A 13495-nucleotide genomic window follows, 5' to 3' on the forward strand; every position below is an offset into this window, starting at 1 on the left:
GAAAGTCATTAAGTAATAGATTGGTCGGTTATGAACCGTTGAGGTATTCTATAAACTCTTGTAACGTCAATTATATTTTATAAGTAATTTTGACGGAACTATTGTGGGTAAAAATGAAACATTTTTCATCAGTCATATTTTTTATACCACTGCTAGGCTGCGTTTACGGAGGCATTTCCTCCATAGCGCAGGTTCAAACCAGTACATCATGTACGCCGAACATCAAAGGTATTCAGGGCAAATACCCTGAAAAAATGAATTTTGTCAACGTTACAGCCTACCCTTTCTGCGTCAAAACAAACCTTAATCCCGAAAACCGAGAGGCTGTAAGGCGGAATACCATTGCTATTCAAAAAGCAATTGATGAAGTTGCTAATCGGCAATTTGCTATCAAAACATTGTATTTTCCTAAAGGTGTTTATTATTTCGATAATACCCTTGATTTTACAAATAACGGTTGGCAAAAGCTTCCCCGTTATTTATCCGTATTGGGCGATAGTCCAAAGGATTCGATTATTAAGCTTGTTGATAACGCGCCAGGTTTCAAAAATCCCGATCGACCTAAGGTCTTCTGGAAAATGGCAAATTCCAACCGGGCGCAGAACGACGCGCACAACAATTATGTACGCGACCTTAGTATCAGGACAGGAGCCAATAATCTTGGGGTAGTAGCAGTTGATTACGTTGCTAACAACAATGGTACTATCGAGAACGTTGCAATCCGCTCCGACGATCCTCAAAAACGTGGTGCGGTTGGGCTGGGTATGTTGCAAAGGTGGCCTGGTCCTTCGTTCGTCAAAGATATTGAGGTTGAAGGCTTTGACTACGGCATCAAACTTTTAAGCGGTCAATACGGCGTTTTCTTTGAGAAAGTTATCCTCAAGGATCAATTGAAAGTCGGCTTTTATGATAACAATTACGCTGTAGTGCGTAATTTTGTGAGTAGCAATAAAAATCCGGTACCGGCATTCCAATCTAGTAAACAACCAGAGCAGCATTCGACAATAATTGATGCCGTTGCTGTATATACCGGGAAAAAAGCAACTGATACGCCTGCATTCGATGTAGGAGCTTCCCAAAGCTTCTTACGTAACGCGACTATCAAAGGATATAAATACTCTTTGATAAAGGATACAACGAAATTAAGTGGTTTTATTCGCGAGTACGCATCGAAAAAGTCCAAGCTATTCTCCAAAAGCCCAGACGTGTCAATGAATATTCCCGTCCCATCCTCTATTCAGTGCGATAGCTGCAACGACCCAAAAAACTGGTATATCATTGAATCAAAAGGTCCAACTCGTAACTGGGTCGGACATGATTACACTGACGAAATTCAAAAGGCATTTGCATCTGGCAAGCCAGTCATTCAATTTGCACAGATTCCGGGTCTTCCATCCAAAGATACATGGCCCACTAATGTTATTCGCTTCCGTAAACCACTCATCGTTCCTTCCCACGTTAAGCGGATCAATTTCTGGTATCAAGGCAACGATAAAACTACGAATTTTCCCGCAGGCAAATCGCTTTACGTTGTAAGTGGCAAAAAAACTGATACTCCACTCATCCTGGATACCCCAGGCGGTGGCGGAATCCATCACATTGGATCGCGTACCCTGCTGATTAAATCCTCGTGTATTGACTATAAATCTGTTCCAGGAGCAGGCAATGTCTATTTTGAAGATTACTGTGGCTCCTTTACAGTAGCCAAAGGACAAAAAGCCTATGGTTGGGCTCTTAATCCAGAAAGAGAGCGGTATATTCACAACAAGGGTGGCTCGTTACGTATTGTTGGATTAAAATACGAGGGCAATCAGACTGTTATTAAAACATTCGATGGTGGTAAAACTGAATTGCTAGGCGGCTACATTTATGCCTTAGGGGATTGGGCCAAAAATCGAGCTATCTTTGAAAGCTATGATTCCGAACATTCTCTTATCTATCTCGTCGTCAACCACGGTCATGCCGGTTACGATTGGTCAGTAAAGGAAGTGCGTGGCAACACGGTGAAGACCCGCAGTGGTGTCTCGGATCGTAACGTGCTTCATGTCGGTTACAAAGCAGTCCCCGCTCCGAGGTAGTGTCGAATACTGTTAACGAATTACACAAAACCTCAATTTGTCAGGTGGGTAATCTTGGCATTGTCCACTTTATGGTTAAGAGGAAATGCTAAGTATTTAGCACCTTTTCTATAAATTAACCAATATAAGAAAGATTGGATATACAAGAATTTATCTTGCCAACGTTCTCTTACTTGAAGATGGTAAAGGCTTTTGCCAAGAAACCTTTCTGAAGTTCTAACTTCACCAAAAAGCTCGTTATAGATTTTAGGTAACAAAGTAGGTACTATATTATCTTCTGTTATCTTTTGCCATGTTTCTTTTGGTAAAGCAACTCCAAAAAGATGATTCACCAAGTATAGCCCTAAACAAAGTATCCGCCTACAGCCTAAAGTTTGGCTCAATTCGAGGACTTTTTCCCAATTTAGGTTCGGGTGATTTTGAACAAGCGTAGCAAGATCGCACAGCCATGCTAGTCGTATCCACATATGCCTAGATCCATGTACGCAGAGAATTGGTATCCAATCTTCTAAAGGTAAGTTGGATATAGTTGTGCCTGCAAAGGAAAACGGTTCTATATCTTGCCACAAGTGTTTGGGTTCAATGGAAGACACATACTTTGGAGCAATTCGCCAATGCACTTCTATAAGAATTCCTTTTTGAGGGTGAAAAAAGTCATAGGTATGCTCAGTTTTAGCTCTCAAGTAGTCAAGTTCTTCTGCATAAGTCATTTCAAGTTTGGGTTGATATCCCTGAGAAATCAGCAGTTTTTTAACAGCAAAGATATCTTGTTGCTGAACTAAGATATCCAAGTCTACGAACTGACGCAAAGCTACATTACCGTATATTAAGTTTGCTAAAACTGGTCCTTTGTATGGTACGGCGACAATTCCTTGCTCTTTCAAGAAATTTAGGAGCTTAAGAAGTTCTCCAGTAAGAAATAAGTTACGCGTAGCAATAGATTGAAAGATGCTGCGGAACTTTTGTAAGGTAGATTCAGAGATATCTTTTGGACAAATCGTATTAAGGCGAGTGTATAGCAAAGGTATTACACCATGTGTATATGCTAAGTGAATTAAATTCTCCCAATCTATCTTTTTTTGAACCAATATTTGAATTTTTTGCGTAGTTACATCATCAATTTCTGGACGGATACAACAAAGTATTAGCTCTATTTCGGGTTTAGTACTAATTCGTAAATTTTGATTTTCTGGGTTTTTAGATAAAGTTGTCATAAATGAGTTGAATTACCTTTGTGTTGTTTTAAACTTCCAACCACACTACTTTCAAATGAATTGCTTGTACCAGCTTGCATTTGTGATTTCCAAGATTCAGCGTAGAGACTGTCTTGAGCCAAGAGTTCATCGTGAGTACCTGACTCCACAATCTGACCGGCACGCATAACATGAATAATGTCTGCCCGCATAGCCAAAGTGAAACGGTGAGTAATGACAATAGCAGTGCGATCGCTTGCCAAGGTGCGAAATCGTTCTAGCCAGTCGTGTTCAGCCCAAGGGTCCATAGCGCTTGTAGGTTCATCCAAAATAATGATTTGAGCGCGTCTAAAAAATGCCCGTGCCAGAGCCAGACGCTGCCATTGGCCACCGCTTAAATCGGTTCCTTCTGGAAACAACTTACCCAACATCGTGTTATACCCTTGGGGCAGTTGCATAATCTTATCGTCAATACCCGAGGCTTTAGCAGCAGCTTCAATCTCTGTCTGATTCGATGCTGCCCATATATCACCCAAAGCAATATTTTCACTAACTGTTGTGTAGTAGGGAATTGGAGACTGAAACAAAACAGTAATTAACCTACGGAGTTCTTGTACGGAAAACTCACGTATATCTATGCCATCTAATTCAATGCTTCCTGATTCAGGGTCATAAAAGCGACATAAAAGCTTAATCAGCGTACTTTTTCCTGCACCATTATCACCAACAACTACCACAATTTTGCCAGCAGGCAATATTAGGTTAAAGTTCTCTAACACTGGTTTTTCTGTACCGGGATAGCGGAACGTAACTTGCCGAAAGTGAATTCCCTGTTTGGGTATTGCTGGTACGGGCAAAGGATTAGGCGGATTTACAATTTTGGGTTGGATCTGCAAGAACTCAAACAAGTTACTGATAAATAAACCATTACGATAAATCTGCCCTAAGTTACCTAACAAAGATTTGACAATACCCTGTCCTTGATTAAACGCCTGAACAAAGAGGGCTAAATCCCCTAAACTCAGAATTCCTAGCAATACTTGCCTTCCCATCCAAGCTAAAGCAACACCAGAAACGAGCAGCACAAAGATGGCAGCAGCAAATCGACCTAAAGTTTGCTTTTTCAGTAGCTTAAGTTTTTCTTGTGTGAGTTGTCGATGCAACTTTTTGTAAGACGACTGAAAATAATCACCAAAGTCAAACAGCCGTACTTCCGCCGCCGTTTGGTCACCGGTCAAAAGCGAGTCATAATAAATTAACCAGCGACGAACAGTTGTTGTTCGTTGCGACCATTGATACTGAATTTTATTTAGATACATTAATATATAGAATGCAGGGAAAGCACTAACTACTAGAATCATCGGCAGCCAAAGACCATAGGGTAACAAGATTGCTGCCACAGCAAACAGAGTAATGCTATTTTGCAATAAACTACCCGTACTTTCTAGTAATGCGAGAGCTCGCCCACTTGCTCCTTCCTTAGCTCGGTTAAGCTTATCGTTATCCTCTGAGGATTCATAAAAGCAGTAATCAACAGCAACGCACTGTTTATGAATCAAATCAGTGACATAATCGTGTACTAGTTCTGATTGAGCAGTACGAATCCATTCACCCGCACTACTAAAAAACTCGCCTACGAGTAACAAACCTCCAATTACCCCTACGGGAGCCAAAATCTTCTGGATGCTCGTCCAAGAAACACCGCCTCCAACAACTACCACCAAATTATCTACTAGTTGTCGAAGCAGAGTCATGGAGATAGCGGGAAGCAATCCTTGAACTAGCAGCATAATTATCCAAGCTACAGTCCAGTATCGCGATGCGGCCCAAACCAAGCTAAAAATTTTATGTATTTGAAATAGAATTTTATTCGCGCTACTAAATTGTCTTAACAACGTAACAGCACCTCTTAATATTAGGGATAAAGAATAGAGTTTGAAGCCACTTGACAGCTAACAGTAAACGATAAAAGGCAGCTAGAAAATTCTCGCCATCGTTTTTTGGTCACAATTTGATGTTGGTATCAAGTCATTCTCAATCAACTTTACAAGTTGTGGTAAATCAGTTAAGCCGGGTTTGCGAGTGAAACGACAGAAACTAATATTTTTAATAAGCTCGCCACACAAACGCATATGAGAATTCATAAATTCTGCATCTGTCATGACTTTCATGGCGCGAGTATGACGTACTAACTCAATAAAAGCTTCCTGAGGTTGTAGCTTGACGATTTCGTGAGATGTTCCTTTAGCAAGTACATAAATTCGCTCAAGCGGTAAGGGAGATGAGTAGAAACCACGAGCAAACTTATAAGATAATTTGGATGCATTTTGGAAAACCGGATGCAACCCCTTAGTATCGTGTCCTAAAGAAGTAAGTGCCTCGGGAAAAAGTTTGAACTGAGGATAAGCAGGAATAACAATCGGGTTGCCTGCCGCAAATTGAATAGCCATGGCATCATCTGTTAATATGTCGTACCCTTTACTATGAAATGCTGCTGCTAAAGTTGACTTACCCCACCCGGAACCACCCATAAACGCCACTGCTTTTTTGTCCATACGAATACAACTTGCATGTAGAACTAGTAGTCCCCTTTGACGCAGCAGTACGCATAATACAGGACCTAAAATTACAGTGCTTAGAAGAGTTTCGTCCACATGCGGTACGGGATTCATAACAATTTCCTGTCCGTCACGAATCAAAAACTCACCTACTTCTGGTATTCCTCCCACAACATTTTTGCTACCTTCTTGTTCCCTTGCAGTTGCACGATCTACTTTACCAAATCGTACAATTATATCAGGCTCATCCTCAGTTTCAATTAATTGAGCAAGTGGCAATTCTGACGCAATGCATAAGTTGTATGCTTTGTAGATTTTCATAATAAATCCGAGGTTAGATAAGTATTGCCTACCAAAAGTTTCGTAAGGTGGGCAATGCCCACCCTACTTTATCTTTCAAAAGTCCAATAGGATTCCTACATTTGCGCCTTTGCGTCTAACTTTATTCCAACTTTCCGCAATTAGCGTTAGATGGAGCAGGTCCTATACAAAGATCGCTTGAACCCGCGTCGGGGGAAGCCGCAGCACTGGAGTTAACATTGCCGTTGAAGAACAAAAAGTCATTGTTTGATGAGCTGCCAAGAATTTGGGTAATCTCAGCAACATTACCGTAAACAGTCAGCTTGGGAGCTGTGTATCTACTTTTCATGAATCTATCTCCTGATTTTGAGTATATAGTTAACGGAGTTATTTGTTGCAGATAGCACCAACCTGGACTTACAGCGTAGCTTTTTGATTAAAACCACAACCTGCCAAGCTCTCAGTCTGTGGTGATGCACCAGCTTAACTGGACTTACGGCGATCGCACTGTTATCTATACAGATTCACCACCTGCCAAGTTTACGTAATTAGGGTACTAATCCTTTAAATTCCAGCGATAATGCCAAAATCACTGCTTGCCAAACTGCTATACAATCACTGTCAGCGATTTGACTCCCTGGTGATAAGATTCGTTGATAAGCTGCTTGCAAAAAATCCAAATCAATATATTTTGCCATGCTTTCTATTTTGTGAGACATGACCTCATCTAGAAGTTGACGATCGCGGTTTAAAAACCCGTCATTGAAATTGGGTGTCAGATCCGCTTTTCCCCCACGCCATTGAACTTTCTCTGGCAAAATACCTGCCAAACCACGGCGCATAATCATCCGGCTCCAACCTTGGTACAACTTTTGCTCGGAAGGTAGTGCCAGACAGAATTCAACCAGTCTTTTATCCATAAATGGATGACGAGCTTCCAAGGAAAACATTGCCGCACACCGATCCATCTGCTCTAGGGTGTATGCTAATATACCCTGAGTTAGATTACGCCAATGCTCTTCTCTTACACTTAGGGGTTGGTTGGTGGAACTAACTAACTGCTGGATACGTTTATCCAAATCAATACTTTCTGCAAAGTCACGATTGACTAGAGAAGTTTGGGAAGTTGCTGAAGCTAGTGACCTCTTCTGCTTTCTCCGCCACTGGAAAAACTTCTGTAGTACTCTTGGAAGTAGAGGTTTAAGCCCGTGATGCAAAATTAACTGTTTGCGCGAACTACCAAAATGCTTGTGAATTAACTGCACGGCATTGGCAAATTCTATCCAACGCCACTGTTTTGCTAAATTCTTGAGGTAAGGCAGACCGTAACCCCGAAACATAGCACTAGGAGAGAAATTAAAGTGTTGCGAAACTTTTGTTACTTCCTGTATAAAGGTTTTCCACTTTCCTTGATATGCAAGTTCTGTAAGCCTGCTCATACCGTGACAAACTGTCGTGTCACCGTCAAAACCATCAAGGCAAATTCGCATCCCTAAATTCTTGATAGTGCGGTTCAAGTTCCAAGGATAAAAATAACTGGAACCAAGCAGGGCTTCATCTTCGTACTGAAAAATGCAATCGAGGTTAGATAGCGGACTCAGCTGGTCTCCATAAACATAATGAGGAATGCATCCTCCTTGGTCTAATACTGCATTAATATACGGACGTTCGTCACACTCGGTAATCTTATCAAAAATAGTTGAGATTGTATATAATTGATATTTTTCTGATTCAGTTAATAAGTTTCGAGCTACACAAGTTACAGCAGAAGAATCTAATCCACCACTCAAGTGGCTGATTATGGGAAAAGCGCTACGCAGACGGCAACGCACTGCTTCTGTAAAAATTTTTTTAAATTCCTCGGCGTAATCTTCATCAGACTCTAACTTAATTTCACGGTTAGGGTCGAGAGACCAGTAAGACCACAGGCGTAGTTCTGATTCATTGACAACCATACTGTGCGCTGGTGGAAGCCGTAGGATGTCTTTGTAGGTTGTGATGCCTTTGTCTTCCATCATCAAGGTCAAAAAGTCAGCAATTCTAACTTCATCAAGGCAATGAGGTACTTCTGCTAAACACAGCAATGCCTTGATCTCAGAGGCAAATAAAAAGCCTTGACGCGGTTGACAATAGTAATAAAAAGGCTTGACTCCAAAATGATCTCGCGCACAGAATAAACATTTCTTGTGCCTATCCCAAATCGCAAAGGCAAAGTCTCCCAAAAGATGCTCCGGACAAGATTCACCCCACTTCTTATAAGCAGCAAGGATAAATTCACTATCTGTAATTTTTTCTATTGGGCGATCGCAGAAATCTAGCTTAGAGATCAACTCCTCTCGATTATCAATACGAGCATCTGCGGTAATAGCTAAATCGCCTGTTTCATTAACGAGTGGTAGTTTCTCGAATATAGATTCTGGCGTCGTCCACAGCATTCGGTGTCCCAAACCTACAGACCCGCTAACCCAAATGTCTGCACCATCGGGTCCCCGGTGTACCAAGGTATCAGTCATTGACAGTAGCTCTTGATGCTCTACATAACGATTATCAAGGTAATATATCCCTACAATACCGCTCATAATTTGACTCCTTGTAAAGATGGCAGTGGAGTAAATCGAGAGAGGTCTATCAAATTACCAATCGCAACTCGTCCTTCATACTCAATCCAAGCATGAGCCTCTAACCTTCCTGCTGTGTCTTTGGCAACACCTATCCGTAGTTCGGACGAATACCCGTAACGGCTCATTAGCACCCAAGCAGTCAAAGCACGCGCCAAACACTTTACCCCATATGGCATATAACGGCTAGCTACGTTTACAGCCCAAATAATTTTGCTCACAGAAACAGAACTGCTAGGAGAAGTAAAAATCAGGAAATTCGATTGACCGATCTTGTTCAGAAGTTTAAGTAATACGCGAAACTCCAACAGCCATAACCCCATCCTGATAGTTCCCAACAGAATCACAGTTATTGCTAACAGAGAGCGATCGCTCCCTGAAAGTTTGAACAAGCTATGTAGCTGTCTCATCCCTTACCTCAACTAGCCCTGTAGTTTTTAAATTATTTAGCAGTTCTAATAAGTCACTCATGCAAACTTCTGCTTCAACTTCGTACTCTTGTAGAAGCACTTGTTTAATCTTCTCTACATGCTGAGGTTGCTGAATTAAATTCCAAATTTGTGTACCAACCTGATTCAATCCGTGATAAACCCCTGTCTTGAGATTCAAAATTACTGCTTCTCCACCCAGATCTGAAGAAATTTGCTCTCCAACAGCTACCACTACAGATGACTCTAACACTTTCCCATCTAGTGATTTTTGTGCCATAAGCTTGAGATTTTCCCTTTTTGATTCAATACTTTTTTTCAAAATTTTTACAAAAAACTCTGTTGCTATAAATTTTTAGCCAAAAATTATTTAGTAACAGATGATTCTCGAACCTTCCCATCTTTCATTGCAAAGGTTTTTTCATCCAGATATAGCAATCCTATTTGAAATCTAAACCAGGGAGACAAGGAGGACAAGGAAGACAAGGAAGAGGTGTTTGTAAATCATTTATGATTGCTATAGACTATTATTAATTCTGTTGCACGACCAACCTAACAATTTTATTGGCAGTGATTCTTGCAGCATAATAGCCTGACAACGAAACTTTATTGAAAAAAATTACGTTGTAACAATTTTTACATTCACATCTTTTTGAAGCAGCGTTTCCCCGATACCATAGTTTTCAAAGATTCAAGGCTTTACTACATTTCACTGTGTATAGTGGTAGATTCTCAACCCAAACACAAAACCCTATATTCCCAATTTGGAGATGCTTTTCAATTTCGTTCTCATTCTAGTATACGCTCAATGAGGTTTCTAAAACGATAAGTAAATTTATAAAAAAAACATATTAATTTTAAGAAATTGTAAATGAATATTTGATAATCCTAGTGAAATCTATTTTTTTGTCAAGAAAGGTTTCAATTCTCTTTTAAAATATGTTCCTCAATTGATATTGCTTAATTAACCAAACTTGGATAGAAACATTCTTGTAACTGAGTTTTACTGTGAATCAACCGTCACCTTTTGGAGTAAAGCCATCCACATATCTGGTGGCTCGGCATAATAATCAATTTCTGCAACCTGATATCGACATAAAATAGAACCATCCCGCAAAATTATGTAATCTCCTGGTTTGATACCTTTACCTTGTCCCGTCATATAACCTGTCGTTCCACCCTCTGCTACCTCAAATACATAATCGCAACCGCAAATATACTGAGTGTAATCATAAGTTTTGTTCTTCTGGCGTTTTAATTTATTCAGTAGAAAGTTCAGTATTAACAAACAAACGATATTGAAGTTGATGCCTGACCTGATAAAAAACATAAGTTTTTTGAAAATTTACAGAGAATTGGCATGAGAGATGCCCTGATGAGGGCTAGAAATCAAAACCTAAAATGAAAATGAATACCAAGTAAAAGCTAAACCTATAGATTGTTATTTTAAGTTATGTCAGCCTTAGATGGCGAATGTAAGCTAAAAAAGCTACTACCTAAAGGTAGAAGTTAAGAAAGCATCGGGTCGAAGAACATGACAAATCCGGTTGCCTAAAATTAATTGTCAAAGTACTTGACACTTCCCCTGGAGTTACTGCTATATTAATTAACGTGAATGTGATGGGGCGTAGCCAAGTGGTAAGGCAGCGGGTTTTGGTCCCGCCATCCCTAGGTTCGAATCCTAGCGCCCCAGTATTTAACAGGGTAGACATGAAAGAGTCTACCCTGTAATTTTATGCGATAATCCTCGCAATTGTTACTGAGTTGACAGGTAACTGGCAAATTTATGTTGCATAATGATACTGTATCTATAATTGTGCATCGCCTCAGTGTAACTTCTACTCTTCAAAACTTCAAACAGGGTGAATAAGTCGATCTCTCGTTTCTGATAAAGTTTGCATCTCCTGAAGATTGTCAGGAACACGCAATTAGCGCTTGAATTCATTGATCGAGTGTGTCAAACCACTTAGCAGTTCGACATACGTAAGTGTGTATCCACAATAGAGCTGCACTGTGCAACTACGTAAAACCACAAATTAGAAAATTTATACAAGGCTATGCTGAAGTCAGAACAATATCAACACCCGTCATCGCAAGCCTATGCCACTCAGTCAAATGAAGATGAAGGGGGGCTAAATTTAGGTCAAGTGGGAGCATCTCTCCGTCGCCGTGCATTGTTAATCGCTGGTGTAACAGGTGTAGTGGCTACAGCAGCAGTTTTAAAGGCAGAAACAGATCCTCCAGTCTATGAAGGAAAGTTTGAAATTTTAACCAAACCAGTGACTGGAGAAAGTCGCGCAGTCGCTAACGTTCCTCAAACCTTGGAGTCCCAAGGCAAAGGAATAGCACCTCCCGAACAAGCAGAACCCGTTGCCACAACAATTCAAGTTCTCAAAAGCCGTGGGATGCTAGATCCAGTCGTTAAAAGACTCCAAGTTAAATACCAAACTAAATATCCAAAATTGGATTACCAGAAAATTACAAAACTTTTAGAAATAGAATCACAACAACAAAATATTTTAGAAGTTAAATTTACTAGCCCAGACGAGGAGCTAGTCCGAGATACTTTAACTTTGCTGAAAGATGCTTACATTGCCTATAGTTTAAAAGAACGTCGAGGCGAAGTTCAGCAGGCAATTAATTTTGTGAGAGAACAAAAAACTCCTTTAGAGGCAAAAGTTAGAGCTTGGCAAAGAAAACTGCAAAAAATTCGACAAGAGCATAATTTGGTAGAGCCAGCACAGAAAGCTCAAGAAGTATCCGCTCAAATTGCTACTTTGACGCAACAGCAGGCAGAAAATCGCGTACAGCTAGAACAGATGATAGCGAGTTACCAGGACTTGCAAAGGGAGTTGGCGCAACAACCAGGGGATAGGGCTGGTAACTCAGTGCTGAGTGAAAATGTTCGCTATCAAAAGATATTAGATCAGCTGCAAACAGTGGAAATTGAAGTGAAAAAAGATGCAGCTAAATTCACAGATACAAATCCAAGTCTGCAATTCTTGCAGGAACAGCGAGCAAATTTACTCCCAATGCTAACGGCTGAAGAAAATCGCGTCAAAAGAGATTATCAAAGCCGCATCCGAGCACTCCAAGCTCGCGATCGCGCTTTGGGTGAAAAAATTAGCTACTTTAACACCTACCTGAGAAATTTAGCCAGTGTTATTCGTCAATACGATGATACTCAGAGGGACTTAAAGATTGTTACGGATGGTCTGGTTCAATTTACAGCCAAAGAACAAGCACTGAAAATCGAACAAGCTCAATCATTGCCATCATGGAAGTTACTTGACCCCCGGCTGGCAGAAGTGACAGAGCCTGAGGCTGTTAAAGACAGTACTAAACGGAATTTGGCTTTGGGAACGTTGTTAGGTTTACTACTTGGTACAGGCGCAGCTTTGGTGATAGATAAGCTGAGCAACGTTTTTTACACATCTAAAGACCTAAAAGAAGCGACTCGATTACCACTGTTGGGAGTCGTTCCTCTAAGAAAAGAGCTTGGCGCAATGGCTTGGCAAGAAGCAGCAAGTGAGGAGCAACAAGCAGCCCGTGCTTCCTTCTTTGAAGTTTTTCGCTCTCTGTACACTAACATTCTTCTTCTAAGTTCAGATGCTCCGATTCGTTCGCTAGTTATTAGTTCCCCAGGACAAGAAGATGGCAAGACAACCGTTGCAATACACTTAGCACTTGCAGCCGCAGCGATGGGGCATCGAGTTTTGCTAGTAGATGCCAATTTACGCAACCCTACCATACACAGTCGTGTTGGTCTAATGAACATTCAGGGACTAACCGATATTATTGCCCAAGACTTAGACTGGAATAATGTTATTGAGCGATCGCCCTTAGAGGATAACTTGTTTGTGTTGAGTGCTGGTCCAACGCCACCGGACTCCATTCGATTGCTTGCATCTCGTAAAATGCAGGATTTGATGAATGACTTACAATCCACGTTTGATTTAGTCATTTATGACACATCCCCTCTAGTTGGTTTTGCAGATGCTAACTTGCTAGCAGTTAACACAAATGGTCTTGTACTCGTTGCTGGGTTGGGCAAGCTCAAACGGACTATGTTCCAGCAAGCACTAGAAGAACTCCAGGTCTCGGGTACGCCAATTTTAGGAGTCATAGCCAACAAATCAAAGGATGCCACTACAACCTCTTACAGCTACTATCAGCAATATTACAAGAGTATGAGCGCTGAAAGAGTTGGACACAACGAAGTTTTAGACTCCATTAATTCTTAGTCTACTTCTTGTAGGAGAAAGAATGGAGAAAAACGTTAATGGGTAATAGTTTATGGTTGCGCTATGGCGCAACTAT

At 40.8% G+C, this 13495-nt stretch carries 10 protein-coding genes and 1 tRNA gene; 3 read left to right on the plus strand and 8 right to left on the minus strand.

The features are described from left to right. Positions 1-113 precede the first annotated feature (113 nt). Positions 114-2078, plus strand: a complete 1965-nt coding sequence (locus HC643_RS16515) for a glycosyl hydrolase family 28-related protein (protein ID WP_038092576.1) — start codon at positions 114-116, stop codon at positions 2076-2078. A gap of 32 nt (positions 2079-2110) precedes the next feature. On the opposite strand, the gene HC643_RS16520 is transcribed toward HC643_RS16515, so the two are convergent. From HC643_RS16520 to HC643_RS16555, 8 genes are all read right to left on the minus strand, one after another. After that, a complete protein-coding gene (locus tag HC643_RS16520; protein ID WP_063779507.1) occupies positions 2111-3292 on the minus strand; it encodes a nucleotidyltransferase domain-containing protein in 1182 nt (393 codons plus the stop codon). After that, on the minus strand, positions 3289-5061 hold the full coding sequence (locus HC643_RS16525; RefSeq protein ID WP_237265892.1) for an ABC transporter ATP-binding protein: 1773 nt from the start codon (positions 5059-5061) through the stop codon (positions 3289-3291). Before HC643_RS16525 ends, HC643_RS16520 begins: the two co-directional genes overlap by 4 nt. Positions 5062-5247: 186 nt before the next feature. Then, complete coding sequence (locus HC643_RS16530) at positions 5248-6150, minus strand: hypothetical protein (protein ID WP_038092574.1); 903 nt, start codon at positions 6148-6150, stop codon at positions 5248-5250. A 121-nt stretch (positions 6151-6271) separates the two neighbouring features. Next, positions 6272-6478, minus strand: coding sequence for a lasso peptide (locus tag HC643_RS16535; RefSeq protein WP_038092572.1), 207 nt, complete (start codon positions 6476-6478; stop codon positions 6272-6274). Positions 6479-6677: 199 nt separating this feature from the next. Further along, positions 6678-8708: a lasso peptide isopeptide bond-forming cyclase gene (locus tag HC643_RS16540; protein WP_038092570.1), complete on the minus strand. Its 2031-nt coding sequence runs from the start codon at positions 8706-8708 to the stop codon at positions 6678-6680. Then, entirely contained in the window at positions 8705-9157 is a 453-nt protein-coding gene (locus HC643_RS16545; RefSeq protein WP_050045875.1) for a lasso peptide biosynthesis B2 protein, read from the minus strand. Before HC643_RS16545 ends, HC643_RS16540 begins: the two co-directional genes overlap by 4 nt. Beyond that, positions 9141-9455, minus strand: coding sequence for a PqqD family peptide modification chaperone (locus tag HC643_RS16550; protein ID WP_038092567.1), 315 nt, complete (start codon positions 9453-9455; stop codon positions 9141-9143). Before HC643_RS16550 ends, HC643_RS16545 begins: the two co-directional genes overlap by 17 nt. Before the next feature lie 723 nt (positions 9456-10178). Further along, positions 10179-10505, minus strand: coding sequence for a hypothetical protein (locus tag HC643_RS16555; RefSeq protein WP_038092564.1), 327 nt, complete (start codon positions 10503-10505; stop codon positions 10179-10181). A 291-nt stretch (positions 10506-10796) separates the two neighbouring features. Between HC643_RS16555 and HC643_RS16560 the strand changes: the two genes are divergently transcribed. Then, positions 10797-10868: transfer RNA gene (locus HC643_RS16560), tRNA-Gln, on the plus strand. Between the two features lie 364 nt (positions 10869-11232). Continuing rightward, a complete protein-coding gene (locus tag HC643_RS16565) occupies positions 11233-13419 on the plus strand; it encodes a GumC family protein (RefSeq protein ID WP_038092561.1) in 2187 nt (728 codons plus the stop codon). Positions 13420-13495: the final 76 nt, after the last annotated feature.

It is taken from the genome of Tolypothrix bouteillei VB521301 (assembly GCF_000760695.4).
Classification (GTDB): domain Bacteria; phylum Cyanobacteriota; class Cyanobacteriia; order Cyanobacteriales; family Nostocaceae; genus Scytonema; species Scytonema bouteillei_A.